The sequence below is a fragment of the Nonomuraea cypriaca genome (assembly GCF_015645445.1).
GTDB lineage: Bacteria > Actinomycetota > Actinomycetes > Streptosporangiales > Streptosporangiaceae > Nonomuraea > Nonomuraea cypriaca.
Window position 1 is genome coordinate 17,397 of the sequence record NZ_JADOGI010000096.1, and the last position, 20,897, is coordinate 38,293.

The 20,897-nt window shown below is 71.3% G+C and carries 21 protein-coding genes and 1 pseudogene; 11 read left to right on the top strand and 11 right to left on the bottom strand.

Annotated elements, in window-relative coordinates:
- Positions 1 to 17 precede the first annotated feature (17 nt).
- From ITP53_RS28490 to ITP53_RS28500, 3 genes are all read left to right on the top strand, one after another.
- Positions 18 to 1,451 (top strand): amidohydrolase family protein, encoded by a 1,434-nt coding sequence (locus ITP53_RS28490; RefSeq protein ID WP_195898535.1) that lies wholly within the window; start codon positions 18 to 20, stop codon positions 1,449 to 1,451.
- 51 nt (positions 1,452 to 1,502) lie between these two features.
- On the top strand, positions 1,503 to 2,303 hold the full coding sequence (locus ITP53_RS28495) for an IclR family transcriptional regulator domain-containing protein (protein ID WP_195898536.1): 801 nt from the start codon (positions 1,503 to 1,505) through the stop codon (positions 2,301 to 2,303).
- A gap of 193 nt (positions 2,304 to 2,496) precedes the next feature.
- On the top strand, positions 2,497 to 5,082 hold the full coding sequence (locus tag ITP53_RS28500; RefSeq protein ID WP_328816046.1) for a M14 family zinc carboxypeptidase: 2,586 nt from the start codon (positions 2,497 to 2,499) through the stop codon (positions 5,080 to 5,082).
- An 87-nt stretch (positions 5,083 to 5,169) separates the two neighbouring features.
- Here ITP53_RS28500 and ITP53_RS28505 read toward each other — a convergent pair whose 3' ends face one another.
- Together ITP53_RS28505 and ITP53_RS61255 are read right to left on the bottom strand one after the other, a co-directional pair.
- Positions 5,170 to 5,418 (bottom strand): hypothetical protein, encoded by a 249-nt coding sequence (locus tag ITP53_RS28505; protein ID WP_207756530.1) that lies wholly within the window; start codon positions 5,416 to 5,418, stop codon positions 5,170 to 5,172.
- 15 nt (positions 5,419 to 5,433) lie between these two features.
- Positions 5,434 to 5,541: pseudogene (locus ITP53_RS61255) on the bottom strand (hypothetical protein); the annotation flags it as partial.
- Positions 5,542 to 5,684: 143 nt separating this feature from the next.
- Between ITP53_RS61255 and ITP53_RS28510 the strand changes: the two are divergent.
- The 3 genes from ITP53_RS28510 to ITP53_RS28520 all read left to right on the top strand — a co-directional run bounded on the left by ITP53_RS28510 (position 5,685) and on the right by ITP53_RS28520 (position 7,754).
- Positions 5,685 to 6,422 (top strand): GNAT family N-acetyltransferase, encoded by a 738-nt coding sequence (locus ITP53_RS28510; protein ID WP_195898537.1) that lies wholly within the window; start codon positions 5,685 to 5,687, stop codon positions 6,420 to 6,422.
- Positions 6,419 to 7,360 carry a lysophospholipid acyltransferase family protein gene (locus ITP53_RS60475; protein WP_195898538.1) on the top strand — a complete coding sequence of 314 codons (942 nt, stop codon included), beginning with the start codon at positions 6,419 to 6,421 and terminating at the stop codon, positions 7,358 to 7,360. Before ITP53_RS28510 ends, ITP53_RS60475 begins: the two co-directional genes overlap by 4 nt.
- A gap of 130 nt (positions 7,361 to 7,490) precedes the next feature.
- Entirely contained in the window at positions 7,491 to 7,754 is a 264-nt protein-coding gene (locus ITP53_RS28520) for a WGxxGxxG family protein (RefSeq protein ID WP_195898539.1), read from the top strand.
- Positions 7,755 to 7,829: 75 nt separating this feature from the next.
- Here ITP53_RS28520 and ITP53_RS28525 read toward each other — a convergent pair whose 3' ends face one another.
- Positions 7,830 to 9,125 carry an FAD-binding oxidoreductase gene (locus tag ITP53_RS28525; protein WP_195898540.1) on the bottom strand — a complete coding sequence of 432 codons (1,296 nt, stop codon included), beginning with the start codon at positions 9,123 to 9,125 and terminating at the stop codon, positions 7,830 to 7,832.
- 244 nt (positions 9,126 to 9,369) lie between these two features.
- Here ITP53_RS28525 and ITP53_RS60480 point away from each other — a divergent pair, with 244 nt between their 5' ends.
- Positions 9,370 to 9,831 carry an ABC transporter substrate-binding protein gene (locus tag ITP53_RS60480; protein ID WP_195898541.1) on the top strand — a complete coding sequence of 154 codons (462 nt, stop codon included), beginning with the start codon at positions 9,370 to 9,372 and terminating at the stop codon, positions 9,829 to 9,831.
- A gap of 22 nt (positions 9,832 to 9,853) precedes the next feature.
- Here the strand turns inward: ITP53_RS60480 and ITP53_RS28535 are convergent, their stop codons facing one another.
- The 5 genes from ITP53_RS28535 to ITP53_RS28555 all read right to left on the bottom strand — a co-directional run bounded on the left by ITP53_RS28535 (position 9,854) and on the right by ITP53_RS28555 (position 13,913).
- Positions 9,854 to 10,336, bottom strand: a complete 483-nt coding sequence (locus ITP53_RS28535; protein ID WP_195898542.1) for a metallophosphoesterase family protein — start codon at positions 10,334 to 10,336, stop codon at positions 9,854 to 9,856.
- Positions 10,337 to 10,523: 187 nt separating this feature from the next.
- Complete coding sequence (locus tag ITP53_RS28540) at positions 10,524 to 11,249, bottom strand: SRPBCC family protein (protein ID WP_195898543.1); 726 nt, start codon at positions 11,247 to 11,249, stop codon at positions 10,524 to 10,526.
- Position 11,250: 1 nt separating this feature from the next.
- Positions 11,251 to 11,838: an ArsR/SmtB family transcription factor gene (locus ITP53_RS28545; RefSeq protein WP_195898544.1), complete on the bottom strand. Its 588-nt coding sequence runs from the start codon at positions 11,836 to 11,838 to the stop codon at positions 11,251 to 11,253.
- 31 nt (positions 11,839 to 11,869) lie between these two features.
- Positions 11,870 to 13,090, bottom strand: a complete 1,221-nt coding sequence (locus ITP53_RS28550) for an RNA polymerase sigma factor (RefSeq protein WP_195898545.1) — start codon at positions 13,088 to 13,090, stop codon at positions 11,870 to 11,872.
- Positions 13,091 to 13,292: 202 nt separating this feature from the next.
- A complete protein-coding gene (locus ITP53_RS28555; protein ID WP_328816053.1) occupies positions 13,293 to 13,913 on the bottom strand; it encodes a class I SAM-dependent methyltransferase in 621 nt (206 codons plus the stop codon).
- Positions 13,914 to 13,983: 70 nt separating this feature from the next.
- On the opposite strand from ITP53_RS28555, the gene ITP53_RS28560 reads away from it, so the two are divergent.
- The 3 genes from ITP53_RS28560 (at position 13,984) to ITP53_RS28570 (ending at position 16,997) form a co-directional block, all read left to right on the top strand.
- The gene (locus ITP53_RS28560; RefSeq protein ID WP_195898547.1) at positions 13,984 to 14,421 is read left to right on the top strand and encodes a MerR family transcriptional regulator; all 438 of its coding nucleotides are present in this window, start codon (positions 13,984 to 13,986) and stop codon (positions 14,419 to 14,421) included.
- An 82-nt stretch (positions 14,422 to 14,503) separates the two neighbouring features.
- On the top strand, positions 14,504 to 14,656 hold the full coding sequence (locus tag ITP53_RS28565; protein WP_195898558.1) for a hypothetical protein: 153 nt from the start codon (positions 14,504 to 14,506) through the stop codon (positions 14,654 to 14,656).
- A gap of 127 nt (positions 14,657 to 14,783) precedes the next feature.
- Positions 14,784 to 16,997, top strand: coding sequence for a rhamnogalacturonan lyase family protein (locus ITP53_RS28570; protein ID WP_407941314.1), 2,214 nt, complete (start codon positions 14,784 to 14,786; stop codon positions 16,995 to 16,997).
- 65 nt (positions 16,998 to 17,062) lie between these two features.
- Here ITP53_RS28570 and ITP53_RS28575 read toward each other — a convergent pair whose 3' ends face one another.
- From ITP53_RS28575 to ITP53_RS28585, 3 genes are read right to left on the bottom strand one after another with little or no spacing between them, the layout of a single operon-like run.
- Positions 17,063 to 17,854, bottom strand: a complete 792-nt coding sequence (locus ITP53_RS28575; RefSeq protein ID WP_195898548.1) for a GvpL/GvpF family gas vesicle protein — start codon at positions 17,852 to 17,854, stop codon at positions 17,063 to 17,065.
- Complete coding sequence (locus ITP53_RS28580; RefSeq protein WP_195898549.1) at positions 17,851 to 18,960, bottom strand: SRPBCC family protein; 1,110 nt, start codon at positions 18,958 to 18,960, stop codon at positions 17,851 to 17,853. Before ITP53_RS28580 ends, ITP53_RS28575 begins: the two co-directional genes overlap by 4 nt.
- Positions 18,961 to 18,965: 5 nt before the next feature.
- Positions 18,966 to 19,475: a hypothetical protein gene (locus ITP53_RS28585; protein WP_195898550.1), complete on the bottom strand. Its 510-nt coding sequence runs from the start codon at positions 19,473 to 19,475 to the stop codon at positions 18,966 to 18,968.
- Between the two features lie 606 nt (positions 19,476 to 20,081).
- Here ITP53_RS28585 and ITP53_RS28590 point away from each other — a divergent pair.
- Positions 20,082 to 20,897, top strand: an 816-nt coding sequence (locus ITP53_RS28590; protein ID WP_328816057.1) for a DNA glycosylase AlkZ-like family protein, incomplete at its 3' end; no start/stop codon positions are given.

Here is a 20,897-nt window from a genome sequence, read left to right on the forward strand (position 1 = left end):
TCGTCGAGGAGCTCACCATGAACGATTTCGCGGCCGGACGGCCCGTGGTGCTGCGTGGCGGTACCGTGCTGCCCATGGACGGCCGGCGGGTGCTCACCCGTACGGACGTCCTCGTCATCGGGGACCGGATCGCCGCGGTCGGGCCCGCGCTGGAGACGCCGGGGGACGCGGTGGAGATCGACGCGTCCGGCGGCGTCGTCATGCCGGGCATGATCGACACCCACCGCCACATGTGGCAGACGGCGATGCGCGGCTACGGCGCCGACTGGACGCTGACGCAGTACTTCGTCTGGTTCTACCTGGAGCACGGCAAGCTGTTCCGGCCCGAGGACGTGCACGCGGGCAACACGCTCGCCGCGATCGAGGCGCTCGACGCCGGCGTCACGACCGTCGTCGACTGGTCGCACGGCCTGCGGACGGTCGACCACGCCGACGCCGCCGTGGACGCGCTGGAGTCCGTCCCCGGCCGGTACGTGCTCGCGTACGGCAACATCCAGCAACCGCCCGCCGAGTGGACGGCCGCCCCCGAGTTCCGCGACTTCGTCAGCAGGCGGATCACCGGCGGGGACATGCTCGGCTTCCAGGTGGCGTTCGACGTGCTCGGAGACCCGGCCTTCCCCGAGAAGCCCGCGTTCGAGGTGGCCCGCGAGCTCGGCGCGGCCGTCACCACGCACGCCGGCGTATGGGGCGCCACCAGCGACGACGGAATCAAGCTCATGTACGACCACGGCTTCATGACCCCAGGCACGATCTACGTGCACGCCGCCTCGCTGTCGGCCGACTCCTACCACCGCATCGCCGCCACCGGCGGGTCCGTCTCGGTCTCGACGGAGAGCGAGCAGAGCGCCGGCCAGGGCTACCCGCCCACCTGGGCGATCCGCGCCCACGGCATCCCGGTGTCGCTGTCCATGGACACCAGCGTGTGGTGGAGCGGCGACCTGTTCTCCGCCATGCGCGCCACGCTCGGCGCCGACCGCTCGCGCGAGCACCTGGAGGCGCAGACCAAGGGCGACACGATCACGCACAGCGGGCTGCGCGCCGACCGGGTCGTCGAATGGGCCACCCGCGGCGGCGCCCGCGCGCTCGGGCGCGACGACCTGGGCGTGATCGAGCCGGGCAGGAAGGCGGACCTGGTGCTCATCAAGAACGACCACTCGCCGGTGTCGTTCCCGCTGCTGAACCCGTTCGGGCACGTCGCGTTCCAGGCGCAGCGCGGCGACGTGCACACCGTCCTGGTCGACGGGCGCGTGGTGAAGCACGAACACCGCCTGGTCGGCGTCGACCTGGCCGCCGCCCGCCGCGACATCGAGAGCACGATCGAGCACCTGCGCTCGTCGATGGGGGAGCAGGCCTGGCAGCAAGGCATGAACCCGGACATCCCGGCGACGAAGATCCTCGACAATCCGTACACGTACACCGACTATCGCAGCTCCTCCACGCACACCCGGTGAACCACTGCATCTAAAGTCGGATCGACCGGACGCGAGCGAGTGAGGGCGTACATGGCACGTGGTGACACCGGACCTGACTTCATCGAGGCGCTGGCCCGCGGCCTCGACGTGATCAGGGCCTTCCAGCCGGGGCACCCGGTCATGTCCCTGACGGAGGTGGCGACCGCCGCCGGCCTGGCCAGGCCGACGGCCCGCCGCATCCTCCTCACCCTCCAGGAGCTGGGGTACGCCAGGGCGGAGCCGGGCGGCTTCGCCCTCACCCCGCGCGTGCTCGAGCTGGGCGTCTGCTACGTGCGGTCCATGGGGCTGTGGGAGGTCGCCCGGCCGCACCTGGAGCGGCTCGTCGCGCAGACCCGCGAGTCGTCCTCGATCGCCCAGCTCGACGGGTCCGACATCGTGTACGTCGCGCGGGTCGCCGTACCGAAGATCGTCGCGCTCTCCGTGCAGATCGGCACCCGCTTCCCGGCCCTGCAGACCTCCCTGGGCAAGGTGCTGCTGGCCGCGCTGCCGCCCGCCGAGGTCGAACGCGTCCTCGCCGAGCCCGGCCGCTCCGGCATCGAGCCCCGCTGGCGGCCGGACGCCAGGGAGCGCGAGTCCGCGCTGCGCGAGGTCAGGGCCAAGGGCTTCGCGCTCACCGACCAGCAGCTCGCCCTGGGGATCCGCTCCGTGGCGGCGCCGCTCAGGGATGGCCTGGGCAACGTCATCGCCGCCGTGAACGTCAACGCCCACGCCGCCGAGACCTCCATCGAGAAGCTGACCCAGGAGCACCTGCCCTTGCTGCTGGCGACGGCGAGCGCGATCAGCGCCGACTGGGCGAGGTACGAGGCGGTGCCGCACGTCACGGCGTCGTAGCGACCGGCTTCGCGCCGCCGCATCCGACACGCGCGCATCCGACGCGCCCTCACCGCGCATCCGGCGCGTGCACTCGACGCGGCCGTTCCCGTTGCGGATCGACGTGAATTGAGCTTCGCTCTGATCACGGATCTTGCGTCTTTCAGCTGAAAGAAACTACGAACGAGACCGTACGTCTTTTTGTGGAGGTAGCGTGCGTTTTTCCCGTATGTCCCGGTTATCCGCCGTCTTGCTGAGCCTTGCCCTGCCCGCAACGCTGCTCGCCTCAAGCGGGGTCGCGTCCGCGGAGCCGGCCGAGCCGCCCCCCGTACGCGACTTCGGCAACGGCCCGGAGCGCAACGAGGTCGCCGCCGGCGTCTCGGACCAGGCCGACGCGCTCGGCCGCACCGCCCAGGGCGAGCAGCCGTACGGGCACTCCCGGGAGGGCGGATACCCCAGGCGGACCTGGCTCCCCCTCCCCGCGGAGAATCCCGCCGACGCCTCCATCAAGCTGGGGCTGATGCCGTACCACGGCATCGCGCCCAAGCTGAACGACCTGCAGCGGCGCAGCGACCGGGTGAGCTCCGAGATCATCGGCCGCTCGCACCAGGGCCGCGACCTCTACCTGGTGACCGTCACCGCGCCGGAGAGCAGCGCCGAGGCCCGCGAGCAGAGCCGCATCCGCGAGCGCATCGAGGACGACCCGGCCGCCGCCGCCCGCGACAGGAAGCTGGCCAAGCGGTACAAGGCGCCGGTGTTCTTCAACAACAACATCCACGGCAACGAGTGGGAGGGCACCGACGCGGCCCTGCGGGTGATCGAGGAGCTCGCCACCGGCAACTCCCGCCAGATCACCGACCTGCTCTCGCGTACCAGGCTGTACTTCAACGTCACCGCCAACCCCGACGGCCGCTTCAACGGGATGCGGGCCAACGGCGCCGGCTTCGACATGAACCGCGACTTCATCACCGCCTCCCAGCCGGAGGTGCGCGCGATGCGCCAGGTGATGATCGACACCCAGCCGGTCGCCATGGTCGACCTGCACGGCTACGTCAACGGCACGCTCATCGAGCCGACCACGCCGCCGCACGGCGCCAACTACGAGTACGACCTGTTCATCAAGAACACCTACGCCAACGGGCTCGGCATGGAGGCCGCGGTCAACGGGCTCGGCTACACCTTCGAGAAGGACGAGGTGCGTCCGGCGCAGATCCCGTTCCGCGACGACCCGGAGGGCTGGGACGACTGGCCGCCGATCTTCACCCCGCAGTACGCGCCCTTCCACGGCGCGGTCGCCTCGCACACCGTGGAGATCCCGCTCCGGGTCAACAACGACGCCTACGACGACGAGCCGGTGGAGGAGCTGCGCCGCCGCTCGGCGATCAACATCGACGTGGCCGCCGCCGCCATCCGGGCCACGTACGGCTTCGTGCAGGCCGGTCACGACCGCCTGATCAACGACCAGATCGAGGTCTTCAGGCGCGGCACGGCGGGTGAGCCGGCCAAGCAGGTCCCGCTCGGCATCGTGCCCGGCTTCGGGCCCGAGGACGTCTACACCACCACCTACCCGCGCGCCTACGTGATCCCCGCCGGCACCGAGCAGCGCTCGGCCACGGCCGCCGCCCGCCTGGTCGACCACCTGATCGCCAACGACGTCCGGGTCGAGCGGGCCGAGCGCTCGTTCCGGCTGGACGGCAAGAGCTACCCGGCCGGCTCGTACGTCGTGGACATGCACCAGCCCAAGCGCGGGCTGGCCAACGTGATGCTGGAGCCGGGCGCGGACATCTCCGCCCGGGTGGACGCGATGTACGACATCTCCGGCTGGAGCCACGGCCTGCTCTGGGGCGCCACCGTCGACACCGTGACCTCCGGCTCGCTCCGCGTGCGCGCCGAGCCGGTCAAGGCCGCCGCGCCGACCGGCTCGGTGCCGCGGGTTCCCGGGTCGCTGGCCCTGAAGGTGGCCGACGCCAAGGAGGTCCTGGCACTGAACGAGCTGCTGGCCCAAGGCGTGGCGGTGACCTGGAACGCCGGTACGGCGGTCATCCCCGCCGCCGCGCGGGAGGCCGCGAGGACGGTGGCCGACCGCTACGGCGTGGCGTTCACCCCGGCGGGACCGGCCGGCGGCACCCCGCTGTCGCAGGTACGGGTCGCCGCGGCGGCCTCCGCCGACGAGCTGTTCACGCTGCGCGAGATGGGCTTCGCCGTCACCCCGGTCTCCACGACCGTGCTGAACGACGGCTTCGACTGGAGCTCGACCGACGTGCTGTTCGTCTCCAGCGGACTGAACTACGCGGCGCTCGCGCCGGCGGCCAAGGCGGCGCTGGACGCGTTCCTCACCACCGGTGGTGTGATCACCCGGGGCGGCACGGGGGCGGCGTTCAACGCGGCCGCCGGGCTGCTCACCGCGACCGCGGTCGCCGGGCGCGGCGACGCCAACGGCGTGGTAGTCGTGGACTCCTCGGCCGGTCCCGTCGGCACCGGATCCACCGGCCACTCGTTCGTGTACTCGCCGCGCTGGTTCACCGGGCTCGGGGCCGAGGTCACGGTCGAGCAGTCGTACGCGGCCGACGGGCCTCTCGTGTCCGGCCACTGGCGGCCCGACGAAAAGGGACTCGGCGGCCAGGACGCGGCCCGCGGGCAGGCGGCCGTGATCAGCGGCCGGGACGAGCGGGGCGCGGCCGTGGTGATGTTCGGCACCGAGCCGATGTTCCGCAACCACCCGAAGGGGCTGTTCTCGCAGGTGGCGAAGGCACTGTACTGGTCGGCCGCCGTCACCGGCGCCACCGTCACCACCCCCTGACCCCGGCACGGGCCGGCGACCTCACCGAGATCGCCGGCCCGTCCGGCCGTCTTTCCCCAAGCCATGTGGCGCCGGCCACGCGAGGCGCTACGGGGCGGGAGCGTAGCCGGCGGGGCGGCTGGTGAAGGTGCCGCGGCCCTGGGTACGGCTGCGCAGCCGGGTCGCGTACCCGAACACCTCCGCCAGCGGCACCGTCGCCGAGATCACGACCGTGCCGCCCCGGGCGGTCGAGCCCGAGATCCGGCCGCGCCGGGCCGCGAGGTCGCCCAGCACTCCGCCGGCGGCGTCCTCCGGCACCGTGACCGTGACCTCCACCACCGGCTCCAGCAGCACCATCGCACTGGTCCGCAGCGCCTCGCGCAGGGCCAGCCGCCCGGCCGTGCGGAACGCCAGGTCCGAGGAGTCCTTCCGATGGGTGGCCCCGTCCGTCAGCGTGACCCGTAGTGAAACCGGTGGGATACGGGAAACGAATTATTCGCCCTGACACGCTCCGGTCCGGAGGTTCACCAGGCGGACGCCTGGCTGCCCTCGATGAGAGACACCGCCGTCATGTCCGCATGTCGACATAGGCGCGAGACGCTTTCAGGGAAGGACTCGCGCCCATGACGATCTCTGTTGACCTCGGCTCCATCGACACCGGCCGGTACACGGTCGGCATGGCCACGAGCCCCGCAGACCTGCGGGCCGCGCAACGGCTCAGGTACACCGTCTTCGCCGAGGAGATGGGGGCGCGGCTCGACAGCCCGGTCTCCGGCCTCGACGTCGACCGGCTCGACACCTACTGCGACCACCTCCTCGTACGCGACGGCGAAGAGGTCGTCGGGACCTACCGGCTGCTGCCCCCGGGGCGGGCCGACCGGCTGTATTCCGACACCGAGTTCGACCTGGCCGGCCTCGCGCCCATCAGGACCGGCCTCGTGGAGGCGGGCCGCACCTGCGTGCACCCCGGCCACCGGGACGGTGCCGTGGTCTCCCTGATGTGGGCCGGCATCGCCAGGTACATGGTCGCCGGGGGTCACCGGTGGCTGGCCGGCTGCTGCTCGGTGCCGCTCGACGACGGCGGCGTCGCCGCGAACGGCGTCATGGAGCGGGTGCCCCTCGGGCCCGGGGAGTACCGCGTCACGCCGCACCACCCGTGGCACCACCGGGGCGCGGCGGCGGCCTCCGCCGACCGGTTCGTGCCGCCGCCGTTGCTGCGCGGCTACCTGCGGCTGGGCTCGTGGGTGTGCGGGGAGCCCGCGTACGACCGGGACTTCGGCACCGCCGACTTCTTCGTGCTGCTGTCCATGGCCAACGTCAACACGCGGTACCTGCGGCGTTTCCTGGAAGAGCCGGTGTGAGCGCGGACCCCTGGCGGCCCTGGTCGCCGTGCTCGCCCGTGGCCTGCGTGCCGGCTCCGGCCGCCGTCGCCGGGCCGGTCCACCGGACGGCACGGCTGATCGGCGCGCTGCTGGTGGTGCTCGGGGGCGTACCGGTGTCCCTGGCGGTCTGCCGCGCTCCGGCGGCCACGCGGGCGGAGGTCACGCGGGTATGGGCGCGACTGCTGCTCCGCGTGCTCGGCGTCACGATCAGTCTGACGGCCGTACGGGCACCGGTGCACCCGGAACCTGTGGGTGCGGGACCTGTGGGTGCGGGACAGGCGGGTGTGGGAGAGGTGGGTGCGGGACAGGGAGGCTTGGAGACGGCGGGTGGGGGAGTGCTCGTGGTGGCCAACCACGTCTCCTGGCTCGACCCGCTGGTCATCGCGGCCACGCTCCCGTCGCGCCCGCTCGCCAAGCGGGAGGTCGCCGATTGGCCGGTCGTACGCCTGCTGGTGGCCGGCGCCGGAGCGCTGTTCATCGACAGGGAGCGGCTGTCGGCCCTGCCGTCGGCCGTCGCGGCCGTCACGAGCGCGCTCAGGGCGGGCGACACCGTCGTGGCCTTCCCCGAGGGCACCACCTGGTGCGGGCGGGGGATGGGGGAGTTCCGGCCGGCCGTGTTCCAGGCGGCGGTCGACGCGGGTGCCGCGGTGCGACCCGCCACGCTGCGCTACCGCGAGGGCGAGGCCACCTCGGCCCGCGCCTGCTATGTCGGGGACGACTCGCTGCTCGCCTCCGCCCTGCGGGTGGCCGCGACCCGCCGGCTGACCGTCGAGGTGACGCTGTTCGAGCCCGTACGGCTCGCGCCCACCGGGCGGCGGCCGGAGGCGCGTGCCGCGCTGGCCGGGATCGCCGAGGCCCGCGTACGCGCTCACCTGTATGACCGTCATGGCCGCGCATGGGCGGGAGAAGGCGTTTGATGCCGCCTGGACGATGGTAGAGGCCTATCTAGCAGGGGAAATGGAGACCGCCCCGCTACAAGAGCCTTCCGCCAGGAAGGCGTGACAGGCGGTCTCCGCGGTTGAGAGACCGCCGGATCGGGGGAACCCAATGCGCAAGACGCTCACCGGGCTGGGCCTGGCGTTCTTCTTGACGCTAGTCCCGGCCGCAGCCGCGACGGCCGACTCGCCGGTCGCGCCCGTCGCGCAGAGCCAGGTCACACCCGCACCGCAGCAGCAACAGCGCGACGGAGGCGGCAACGCCGGTCTGTGGGGCCTGCTGGGTCTGCTCGGCCTGCTGGGCTTCGCGGGCATGCGCAAGGGACGCCAGGTCGGCACATCCGAACACATCCCTAACCGCTCACCGCGCCCATAACCGGTCCCGTCCCGGCGTCCGCCGGGGGACCGAGGTGGTACGGCTGCCGGGAACGGCCAGCCGTACCACGGCGCGTCAGCCGATGACGTGGCCGACGCGGAAGAAGCCGTCGGGGTCGTACATCCGCTTGACGTCCAGCAGCCGGCGGTGGTCCGGCGCGGTGTAGGCGGCCGCCGTCCTTGACGGGTCGGACAGGAAGTTGAGAAACGTGCCGCCGTTCGCGTACGGACGCAGCGCCTCGGCCAGGCCGGGCACCGGCGTGTCCACGATGACCGACAGCTTCGTGCCGCGGTGACTGACCGGGCCCGCGTCGGGGCCGGGGCGGCCCATCGCGCCGCCCCAGTGCCGGATCTCCACCGTCTGCGCCTGCCCGGCGGTCTTCACCAGAGTGTCGATGACCTCGTCGGGCACGCTGTCGAACATGTCCATGTGCCGGTTCGGCGTGCCGCCCATCGCGCTGGCGGCGTACGTGGTCCGGCGGGTCTCGTCCAGCAGCGCCGGCCCCGCCGCCCGCCACAGCGGCGCCAGCAGCCGCCGCGCCTCGGACGCCTCACCGGCGTGCAGGACCTTCAGCGTCAGCACGTGCCTGCCGCGCACCGGCTCGGGGGTCTGCTCGTCGCCGGGCATCCGCCTGAGCACGACCGCGGTGCTGAGCTCGCCGGGCGCGTCGTCGATCCAGTCCCGGTACGCGCTCAGCGTCTCGGCCGCGGACTCGAAGGGGAAGTACACGAACCCGGAGTACACCTGCTCGACCGGGTGGAGCCGGAACTCCAGCGACGTCACCACGCCGAAACCGCCGCCACCACCGCGCAGCGCCCAGAACAGCTCGGGGTGGCTGCCCAGGGAGGCCATGACGTGCCTGCCGTCGGCCAGCAGGACCTCGGCGCGCAGCACGCTGTCGGCCGCGAAGCCGTGCTTGCGCGCCAGCCAGCCGAGCCCGCCGCCCAGCGTGTAGCCGGTGACGCCGACCGAGGGCGCTGAGCCCGACAGCGGCGCCAGCCCGAACGGCGCGGCCGCGGCGATCACCTCGGCCCACCGCGCGCCGGGCCCGACCCGAGCCACCCTCCTGATGGGGTCCACCAGCACGGACGCCATCGGTGACGTTCGCACCAGGACGCCGCCGTCGCAGGCGGCATGGGTGCCGTGCCCGGTCGCCTGAACGGCGAACGGCCGCCCCGCGCCGCGCGCCGCGAGCAACGCCGCCCGTAGGTCCGTCATGCCGTACGCCTCGGCGACCACGGCCGGCCGGGCGTCGACGGAGGGGTTCATGGAGCGGCGCAGCTCGTCGTATCCGGGGTCGCCGGGCAGGTGCACGGGGCCGGAGAAGCCGGGAAGCGAAATCTGGTCCTGGACGGTGTACGGGCGGCTCATTTCGACCCTCTCTGTGGCGACGTGTGACCACTGTGCGGGAGGGCGCTTACGGCTTCGTTCCCGCCGCCTTACCGCCTCCTTTAAGGACCTCTCCAGGATCTTGCCGCCGCCGCGGAACGGCATCCGCCGGCGGTCGCCGTTCCTGCTACATCGGCGGTCGTACCGTTCCCCTGATTCGCCTACCGAGGTCGTACGGGGGGCGCAGCCGGGTCGTTATCCGCGCGGGCTTCCGGAGGCGGCGCCCGTGGCCGAGGCCAGGAACCGCTTCGACGCCGCGAGCGCCGCGCTCAGGACGCTCGCCGCAGAGAAGCCGGACCTCAAGATCATGATCGTCACCGCCACACCCGACGCCCTGTACGTCGCGTACCTGCCGGATCACCCGGACATCGAGTACTGGGGAGAGCTGGGGCTCGACATCGTCTACCCGGAAGAGCCCACCGAGAGCGAGGGCGGCTTCTGGGAGGTCGTGAGCTGGGAGAACGCCGACAGGTACCAGGCCGACGTGATCCTCGTGGACGCGCGGGCGCAGTCGATGAAGATCGAGGAGATGGCGAAGAAGCCGACCTGGGCCAAGCTGCCGGCGGTCCAGGCCGGGCAGCTCTACCCGTGGCACGCGGCCGAGCGGTACAGCTACCTCGGCTACGCCAAGGTCATGGAGGAACTGAAGGCCAACCTCGGCAAGGCCCGTGACGACCTCGTCAAGTGACCTACCATGGGCCCGGCCCGCGTCAGGTGACGGGTACGATCTCGGCGCCGGTCAGGACGCCGCGCTCGATCGTGAGCAGGCCGAGCGTGCCGTGCGGCTGGCGGCGGCGGTCGGTGGGGGAGCCCGGGTTGAAGATGCGCAGCCCGCCGCCCGACTCGTCGAGCGGGATGTGCGAATGCCCGAAGACCACCAGGTCCGCGTCAGGGAAGCGGCGCCGCAGGCGGGCCAGGCGGCCCTTGGCCGGGCCGCTGTCGTGGATCATTCCGACCCGCAGCCCCTCCAGGGTCAGCTCCAGGGTCTCCGGCGCCACCACGTCGGGGCCGTCGTTGTTCCCCTTCACCACGTGAACGGGCGCGTACCCGGCCAATTCCTCGATCACCGAGGCGACGCAGACGTCTCCCGCGTGCAGGATCGCGTCCGCGTCGCGCAACTGCTCCGCCACCCGGGGCGGGCACGAACGCCACCGCCTGGGCGCGTGCGTGTCGGACAGCGCGACCACCTTCATGCGGTACTCATGCCCACGTCACGGCACTTACCATTTCGCCGCGGCCGGCGCACCGCCAGCCCTCGCGAGGGCCTGGACCGGGCCGGCTCCCGCTGGAGGACAGCCGCGGCGCGGCGTACCCCGGCATGACGGGGGAGCCCGGGGCCGCCATCGCGACTCATGACGGCGATCTGAAGCGGCGCCCCCGTCACGCCGGGTCGGTGAAGACCCGGTCCAGCCAGGACCGCCAGAGCTGCCCCTGGTCGTCCGCGTCCGAGAACAGGAGGTGGGAGGCGATCATGGGGCCCATGAAGCCCTGGAGAAAGCGGTAGATGCCGTGCTCGGTGCGGATCGCGAGGTTCTGGGAGTTGTGGAAGTAGACGATGCCCTCGGTTTCTGTGGGGCCGAAACGTACGCGGTCGCCGGGTCGGGGGTGACGGCCGAGGGTGGTGTACAGGGTTCGCCAGGCGTGTGGCCAGTCCTTCACCGGGGGGCCGAACTCGGTGAGGGGGGTCGCGTGCCGGCTGGGGAAGTGGTGCAGGTATTCGACGAGCGTCGCGAAGTACAGCGCCAGGCCCGACGACATGGCCTCGAACTCGTCGTGCCAGTCGTCACCCGGCAGGAAACCGCTGGTCACCATGCGTACGAGCGTGCTGCCCTGGTCGCGCCCCTCGATGAGGAACTCGTAGGCGACGAAACGCCCGTCGTCGCCCTTGTCACTGCCGTGGGCGAAGCGCCGGAGGGGCTCGGCGGCGGTCACGTTGGAGGGCGGCATGTCGAACTCGCCGAACGCGGTGCGTACGACGCCGCCCGCCACCTCACTGCGTCCCATGAACCACGAGTCGATGCCGGGCCCCGTCGAGATCGCCGCCCACACCTCCTCGGGAGTGGCCTCGACCGTGGCCTCCAGAGGCAGCTCGAACTCGTGACCCACGTCAGCGCTCCTTCTTCACGGCGGGATGCACGGCGACGATCAGCCGATGATCACGCCCGCCCTCAGCCGTCTCGTCGTGATATTTGCTGACCAAGGACGTCACGCAGGTCGCCAGCTCCTCCGCGAACGCCGCCCGGTCGGCCGCCGACGCGAAGCGCACCTCGCCCTCGATCGCGAACGTGGCCACCCGCTTCTGCGCCTTCGTGGCCCCCGTGATCAGGGTGCCGACATCGCGTACGAGCTGGGCGGCCAGCGCCAGCAGCCAGCGCGCGGACAGCCGGTCGGGGGACCGTCCTGGGTCGGGCTGCACGGAGGCCAGCGCGATCGGGGAGATCACGAAGGACGCCGCCGTGGCCTGCATCACGCGCTCGGTGACGTTGCCCTTCCTGCGTTCCTCGACCAGCTCGACCAGGCCGTGCCTCTCCAGCGTGCGCAGATGGTAGTTGACCTTCTGCCTGGCCAGCCCCACCTTGGCCGCCAGCGAGGTGGCAGAGCCCGGTTCGACCAGCTCGGCCAGCAGTTGCGAGCGCATGGGGTCCAGCGACGCCTCGGCCGCCGCGGGGTCCTCGATCACCGCCACTTCGTACATGGGGGAACGATCTCACCGACAAAAATGATTGTCAAGACAGCCGGGATGCTCGGTCTTCGAGATACCGCTGCTCGGGCAGGCTGGTGGTCAGGCGGGCCGCCGCCCGGTATTCGGCTGTCGCCGCGTCGGTGTCGCCGTCCATCTCCAGCAGGTGAGCGCGTACCGACGCCAGCCGGTGGTGCCGCGCCATCCGCTCGTCGCTGGCGAGGCGTTCGAGCAGGTCGAGCCCGGCGCGCGGGCCGTGCACCATGGCGACGGCGACCGCCTGGTTGAGCGTGACCACAGGATTGTCCTCGATGCGGGACAGCACTCCGTACAGTGCCAGAACCTGCGGCCAGTCGGTCTCGCCGGCCGTGGGCGCCTCGTCGTGCACGGCCGCGATCGCGGCCTGGAGCTGGTACGGGCCGACGGCGCCTGTGGACAGGGCCGTGGTGACCAGTTCGACGCCCTCCTCGATGAGCCGTCGGTCCCACAGGCCGCGGTCCTGCTCGGCCAGCGGGATCAGCCGTCCGTCCGGCCCGGTGCGCGCGGGCCTGCGGGCCTCGGTGAGCAGCATGAGCGCCAGCAGCCCGGCGACCTCACCGTCATCAGGCAGCAGGCGGCGTACGGCCCTGGTGAGCCTGATCGCCTCGCCCGTCAGCTCCGCCCTGTGCAGTTCGGGTCCTGAGGTGGCGGTGTAACCCTCGTTGAAGATCAGGTAGAGCACGTGCAGCACCACGCGCAGCCGTTCGCCCCGCTCGTCCGCCGGTGGCATCGCGAACGGCACGCCGGTGGCCTTGATGCGCTGCTTGGCCCGGCTGATGCGCTGCGCCATCGTCGCCTCCGGCACCAGGAACGCGCCGGCGATCTGAGCCGTCGTCAACCCGCCCACGGCGCGCAGGGTGAGCGCGAGCTGCGAGGGCTGCGACAGTGCGGGGTGGCAGCAGAGAAAGAGCAGCGTTAGCGTGTCGTCCTGATCGCCGGGCCGCTCCTCGTCGGCCGCCGGGGCCGTGCTCTCCCCGGCGGACACGCTCTCCTCCCTGCGCCGGCGCGCGTGCTCGCTCCGGATCTGGTCGATGACCCGGCGTGAGGCCACGGTGACCAGCCAGCCCCGCGGATTACCCGGCAGGCCCTGCTCCGGCCACTGCACGGCGGCGTCGAGCATCGCCTCCTGCACGGCGTCCTCGCACGCGTCGAACTGCTCGTAACGCCGTACGAGTGCACCCAGCACCTGCGGCGCCAACTCCCGCAGCACCTCCTCGACCTCACTCACGCCGGGACCTTGCCGGGCGGGGGGATCCGGGGCCTCGCTCACTCTGGAACCTTGCTGGGTGGCGGCATGTACGTCACGGAAGTCATCCTAGAGGCACGCCGATGATGGCAATCGGGAGAAATCGCACGTCAGCCCGATGTCAGCGATGCACTAACGCAGGACGAGTCCGAGCCCGATGCGCTGGTCGGTGTGTTACCTGCGGTCATGACGGCATGCCGGTCGGATTGCCGGCAAGCACACAGGCGACGGGCGGGTCGAGCTCGAGGGTCTCGACCCGGAGATGGGTGAAGCCGGCCTGGGTGAGCATGTCCTGGAGCTCTTGGGCGGCTCGGGCGGTGGTGTCCCGGGTGGCACCGGGGCAGCGGGGCTGGCTGACGAGCGCGATGCGCCCTGCGGGGCGGAGCAGGCGGCGCAGCTCGCGAAGCCGCTCCACCGGGTCGGGCCAGAACCCTGCGGAGTTGACGGCGAGGATGGCATCGAGCGGATCGCCGAAGCTCGGCAACCGCTCCACGGAGGCGTGCGTGAGGTGCACGCGGTGGGCGCGGACGGCGGCGGCGTTGCGACGGGCGGCCTGCCGGACCATGGCCTGCGAGTGGTCGATCCCGAAGACGTGGCCCCGGGTGGCGCGGCCGGCGAACTCGGCGATGGCGACGCCGGGACCGAAGCCGATCTCGAGCACCCGGTCGGTGGGCTGCACGTCCAGCAACGACACCGCCCAGATGTTGCGCTGCCGGTTGGAGGGGCGATGAGCGAACATCCAGCCGATCGCCCGCCCGACGATGCCCCGGGGGTGATGGGCCTGGCGCACCAATGCTCTGATCACGCGTTGCTTGAGAGAGGTACCCGCTGTCTGCATGATCGCCAGTCAACGGCTTCAAGTATGCTTGAAGTCAATGAGTGAGCAGTTGACGATCGGTGAGCTGGCGAGCCGCACGGGTGTCGCCACCTCCGCTCTGCGCTACTGGGAGGAGCTCGGCCTGCTACCGGTGCCGGCCCGGGTCTCAGGCCAACGGCGTTATCCGCCATCGGCGGTCGAGCTGGTCGGTGTGGTGTTGTTGCTGCGAGATGTCGGTTTCACGTTGCGGGAGGCCAAAGCGTTCATCGCGTCTCGTTCGCCGGCCGGCGACGGTTGGCGGGAGCTGTACCAACGCAAGCTCGCCGAGCTGGATCAGCGGATCGCCCGGGCTGAGGTGGCACGCACCGCCATCGCCCATGGCTTGGCCTGCCCGCACGAGGACATCCTGGAGTGCTCCAACTTCACCAGCGGGGTCGGTGCGCTCCTGGCGGGATGTTCTCTCGAAGAGGCCCATTCGCAGATTCATTCGCACTGACCTCGCCGTCGAGATAAGCAGCTGCAAGCGTTCGGACGACAGCCCTTGTGCGCGGCGTTCGCACGGCAAGTGCCGGAAGAGCGTGACCCCCGACCAGGGTCAGCAACTGCTGGTGCTCACCCCGGCGGACGCCGAGACCCGCGAGCGGCTGGACCTGCCGCGGGCTTGGTGGGGTGTGAAAGTTTCAGATGGTCCTGTGTGGGATTTGCAGGCTGAGCTGAATCGTTTTAAATAATCTTGGAACACGCCGCCGCCGGGTTTTGACAAGGCCTGTCCGGGATTCTTACGGTCTTGGCGCACTTGCTCGCGGCTAATCTCACGGCTGGGACGGGATAATGATGAAACGTTCAAACGCTTCGGCGGTGCGCCTTGGCGCGGTGGTCGCCATGGTGGGCCTGGCGGTCTCCGGGGTGGTCAGCACCCAGTCGCCCGCCTCGGCCGCCGTGGCGTGCTCGGTCGAATACTCGGTGTCCACGCAGTGGTCCGGCGGCTTCACCGGTGGCGTGACCGTCCGCAACCTGGGGGAGGCCGTCAACGGCTGGCGGCTGACCTGGTCCTTCACCGGCGGCCAGCAGATCGCCCAGGCATGGAACGCCACCACCGCACAGAACGGGCCGGACGTCACGGCGACGGACGCCGGCCACAACGCGGCGATCCCGTCGGGCGGCAGCACGGCGTTCGGCTTCAACGCCACCTGGAACAACTCCACCAACCCCGCCCCCACCGCCTTCGCACTGAACGGCGTCGCCTGCACCGGAAGCCCGACCGTCAGCCCGACCCCGACCGTCACGCCGACGGTGACCCCGACCGGGACCCCGACTGGGACCCCGACGACGCCTCCCCAGGGGGCGAAGCAGGCGGAAGACCTGGATCGCGGCCTGATCAGCGTCCGTTCCGGCACCGGCAACCTGGTCTCGTGGCGGCTCCTGGGCACCGAGTCCCGCGACACGTCCTTCAACGTCTACCGGGGCGGCACCCGCGTCGCGACCGTCACGAACTCCACCAACCACCTGGACGCCGGAGCCGCCGCGGACGCGACGTACACCGTGCGCCCGGTGACCGGCGGCACCGAGGGCGCGGCGTCGGAAGCCTCGCTCCGGTTCGCCGGCGGCTACCTGGACGTGCCCATCACCCCGCCCTCCGGCAACCACACGGCCAGCGACGCCGGCGTGGGCGACCTGGACGGCGACGGCCGCCTCGACCTCGTACTCAAATGGGAGCCCAACGACGCCAAGGACAACTCCCAGGCAGGCGTCACCGGCCAGGTCCACATCGACGGGATCAAGCTCGACGGCACCCGCCTGTGGCGGATCAACCTGGGCCGCAACATCCGCGCCGGCGCCCACTACACCCAGTTCCAGGTCTACGACTACGACGGGGACGGCAGGGCCGAGGTCGCCATGAAGACCGCGGACGCCACCGTGGACGGTCGCGGCACGGTCATCGGCAACGCGAGCGCCGACCACCGCAACGCCGACGGGTACGTGCTCACCGGCCCCGAGTACCTGACCATGTTCAACGGCCAGACCGGCGCCGCGATGTCCACCGTCAACTACGACCCGCCGCGCGGCAACGTCTCGTCGTGGGGCGACGACTACGGCAACCGGGTCGACCGCTTCCTGGCGGGGACGGCGTACCTGGACGGCGTACGCCCGTCATTGATCATGGCGCGTGGCTACTACACCCGGGCCGTGATCGCCGCCTGGGACTTCCGCGACGGCGCTCTGACCAAGCGGTGGACGTTCGACTCCAACGCCTCCGGCAACGGCGCGGCCGCCGGCCAGGGCAACCACCAGTTGTCGGTGGCCGACGTGGACGGCGACGGGCGCCAGGAGATCGTGTACGGCTCGGCGACCGTCGACGACAACGGCCGCCTCATGTACGCCACCGGCTTCGGCCACGGGGACGCCCTGCACGTCGGCGACTTCCTCCCGAGCCGGGCCGGCCTGGAGGTGTTCGGCATCCACGAGTCCGGCAACCAGCCGGCCGCCGACCTGCACGACGCCCGCACCGGGCAGGTGATCTTCCAGCGTCCCGGCAACGGCGGTTCGGAAGGCCCCGGCCGCGGGGTCGCGGGCGACATCCACGCCGGCAACTCAGGCGGGGAGTTCTGGGGCTCGGGCACGCAAATGTCCAGCCTGTTCAGCGGCTCGGGCGCGAACGTCGGCCGCACGCCGTCCTCGGCCAACTTCCTGGCCTGGTGGGACGCTGATCCCGTCCGCGAACTCCTCGACCAGACCAGGATCGACAAGTACGGCACCGCCTCCGACACCCGGCTGCTGACCGCCTCGAACGTCCACAGCAACAACGGCACCAAGGCCACCCCGTCGCTGTCGGGCGACCTGCTCGGCGACTGGCGCGAGGAGGTCGTCTGGCCGACCACCGACAACCGCGCCGTGCGCGTCTACGCCTCACCTATCGCGACCACCGTCAAGATCCACACCCTGCTCCACGACCCGCAGTACCGGGTGGCGCTGGCCTGGCAGAACACCGCCTACAACCAGCCGCCACACCCGAGCTTCTTCATCGGAAACGGGATGGCCACCGCGCCCGCACCCAACGTCTACGTGCGTTGACCCGCCAGGAAGGGCCGTCACCCACATGATGACGGCCCTTCCGGCCCAGGCGCGGGAAGAACCCGTCACGCTGGAGGCCCGATCGGGCTCGGGCCGTCACGCGAAGGGCTCTCCATGAAGTCATATGGAGCGAGCGGGCCGCGCAGGCGTACCTCGACCCGATCAGCCCAGCGCTCGGCGAGCCCGCTGACGGCCTTTTCCAGCTCATCCGTCCTGCCGGCGTCGACGAGCACCGCGAGCATGGCGCCGTCCCGCGCGTGGGCCGGCGGGCGCGGCGCGGTGAGCACGCATACCGGCCCTACGGCGGCCACGAGCTCCCGCCCGTCGGCCTCGCGCCTGGCACTGACCGCCTCGTTCACGATCTCGCCGATCCGCAGGCGCGTCGGCCGATCCCCGATCCGCCCGGACAGCTCCGCCAGCTCGGGGTGCCCGGCCACCACGTCATCGGTCAGCGCCCGCTCGACGTAGCGGCACTCGATCACGTACGTGACCCGCCCCTCGAACTCGCCCAGCGCCCGGGCGAACTCGTCATGGTACGGCGCCAGCAACTCCTCCACGACGGCCTCCGACCCCGAGACCACCGTGCCGAACCGGATCGGCAGCACCGGGACCTCGGCCGCCGTCGCGTCCAGCAACCGCTCGTGCGCCTCCCTGTCCTGGGGCGTGCCAGGCGCCCGGCCGGGATCCAGCTCGCTCACCAGAGCGGCGATGTCGCCGTGCCGGATCACCGTCACCGCGCCCGGCGGCCCCACGCCCCTCGCGTGCTCGTCCACCTCGACGTCCGCGGGCACGATGCCGTACAGGTAGACGCCCGCGCTCTCGCCGGTCGTTCGCGCCGTTTCCGAGGCGGACGTCATCTCTGGGACGCCGCCCCGCGGCGAACCGGCCGGGCGGGCTCCTCCTCGGAGCGCCGGACAGGCTCCTCCTCCTCGGAGCGCCGCGGCCTGGGCGGTCCTGCCACGGTCTCGGCGCGCCTGCGCGGCTCCTCACGCTCTTCCTCTTCGGGCTCTTCCTCCTCGTACGCGACCTCCGGTTGCGGTTCCTCTTCCTCCTCCGCGAACTCGCCTTCCTCCGCGCCCGCCTCGGCCTGCTTCCGCTCCTCGGCCAGCGCCGTCTCGTGGTCCTTGACCACCTCGCTGTCGTGGATCTCGCCGCGCCAGCCCATCTCGGAGGTCTCGTCGGGCTTCACCATGACGTGCGTCATGACGTGCCGCGCGAAGTGCTTGAGCTCCAGGCGTGCCCGCCGGCCCTGGGCCCGCCAGAGGTTGCCCGTGTGCTCGAAGAATCCCTGCGGGTGGTACTCCAGGACCATCATGACCCGGGTGAAGTCGGGCGTGAGGGCATGGAAGCTGACCGTGCCGTCGACGTATCCCTTCGCTCCCTCGGAACGCCAGATGATCCGCTCGTCCGGCACCTGCTCGAGGATCGTCGAACGCCACGTGCGATGGGACCAGAGGACCTGGGCCGTCCATGAGAGCTTCTCGTCCGACTCCTGGTCGACGTTCTCCACCTTCTTCATGAAGCTCGGGAAGTCCTGGAACTCCGTCCACTGGTCGTACACCATCCGGCGCGGCGCGCCGATGTCGATCGTCTCGACGATGTTGGTGGCCTTGAACTTCTTGCCCTTGGCCTTGCCGCCTTTCCCCTTTCCGCCGAGAATGCCCTTCACCGCTCCCGTGAGGGCCGAAGCCCCGATGGACTTGTCCGAGCCGGTGATGGCCCCCATCAGGCTCGATGTGCCGCCGTCCGCGAAGTCGTTGAGCCGGCCGGTCAGCCCCTCGACCTTGCCGGTCACCGACGACAGGGCCCGGTCGGCCAGGGCCGCGGCGAGGTTCTGCAGCGAGGAGGTGAGCTGGCCGGTCGGCAGCTCCGGCAGCGCCTTCCCCGCCGTGCCCGCCGTCTCCCGCACGGCTTCCTGCCCCTGGCGGACGGCCTTGCCCGCCACCTTCGTCGCCTCGGTCATCGCACTCACTCCTCCGTCCTGCTCGAGATGGACGACTGCCGGCGAGCGGCGCCCGGCCTGCGCGTCCGCAGGTCCTCCGCCACCTTCGACATCCGCGGCTCCGGTACGCGGGCCCTTGGCGCTTCCTCCGCGTACTTGTCCTGCTCCTGCTCGGCGTACTGGTCCGTCTCCGGCTCCGCCTCTTCGGGGGCCTGCTCCTCGGCGGCCGGTTGACGGCGTGTCTCGGATCCCTCCCGCAGCTTCGTGGTGAGGGAGTCGATCTGCCTGCTCGCCGCCGACACGGCCGCGGCCTTCGCCACCTGAAGCACTTCCCCCTTCAGCCGGTCGGTCATGTCCGCGACCTCCGGCGACGCGCTGAGCACCTTGCTCCCTTGCTGCAGCAGCCCTCCGCCGTCCCGCCGCATCTTGCGGGTGACGCCGGCGGTCGCCAGGGCGAGGGCCAGGCGCAGCTTCTGGCGCCTGCCCAGGTAATAGCCTGCGACGAGAGCCAGCGCCACTTTGCCCGTATCGTTCATGGCACGCTCCTTAGCTCCGGGCATCCCGACTGTCCGGCCTGTCCCCGCATGCCCCCAAAGGGCATACCGAAACGCATATCCCCACAAAACGGACAGCTCTTGGCCATCGGGAGGCCCTTGCCTCGGGTCCAGCCGGGCCCGAGGATCCAGAGGCGGTACAAGTACGTAAAGGGCTGGTCTAAATTTCCGGCACGTGGTGTTTTGGGGAAGCCTTCGGGGGCGACCGGGGTTGCCGGTGAGTGAAGGCGTGTTACGGAGTGCCGGACCGGCACCCGGCACGTGATTTGAATCGAACGGGGGACATGATGTCGATTCAGCATTTCTTCGGAGCCACGCTGCTGCCCACCAGGCAGCCGTACCCGATTCCTGGCGGGGACCGCAGAGGCGGCCGTTCACGTCGTCGTCGCCGTCGTCACCGCCGCTGAGCGGGACGCCGTCAAGATGACGAGCGTGATATAGACGGGAGCGACGGGCAAAGGGGACATTATCCGCCGCTCCGGCGGCAGCCCACCTTACGGGGTGGGCTGTTTCGTGTCTGAAGCGCTGATGCGGCACGATCCTTTCCGCATTCGCCTCTACCGTGGCCGTACGGACAGAGGAGGACGTGTGATCGAACTGTCGTGGCCGCAGGTCAGCGCGAGACGCCTGGAGCGGGCCGGGCTGATGCCGGCTGCCGGGCAGGGGCCGGGGGCAGGGATGGCGGCGGTGGTGGCGGGCATGTGCGGGGCGCACGCGCAGGTGATGCCGGCCGCCGAGGTGTCCATCGGGTTACGGCTCGGCGGCGTCACCCGCGCCCACGTGCGCGACGCGCTGTGGAAGGAACGCAGCCTGGTCAAGACGTACGGGCCGCGTGGCACCGTTCATCTGCTGCCCGCCCGTGACCTGCCGATGTGGGTCGGGGCCATGTCGTCGATCCCGCTCACCAAGCGCGCCGCGCCACCGTCCATGAGGATGACCGCCGAGCAGACCGAGGCGGTGGTGGCGGCCATCCGCGAGGTGCTCTCCGGCGCGGAGCTGACGATCGACGAGTTGAGTGCCGCGGTCGTGGCCGCCACCGGGCCGTGGGCGGGTGACCTGGTGATGCCCGCGTTCCAGAGCTGGTGGCCGCGCTGGCGGCAGGCGATGTCGCTGGCCGCGCACCGGGGCGCGCTCGTCTTCGGACCGGCCAGAGGCCGCAAGGTCACCTACACCGCCGCCCCCACCGCGTCCGCCTCCTTCGCCGCCTCCGCCTCCGCGGCCCCCAGCGCCTCCGCCGCGCCCGCCGCCTCCGCTACGGCCGCCGCCTCCGCCGCGCCCACTGCCGGTGCCCTTGCCGGGTCGGCGGTGGCGGATGGGCTCGGCGGGCTGGTCAGGAGCTATCTGGCGGCGTACGGGCCGGCTGGGCCCGAGGAGTTCGCGCGGTGGGCCGGGGGTCCGGTGGGG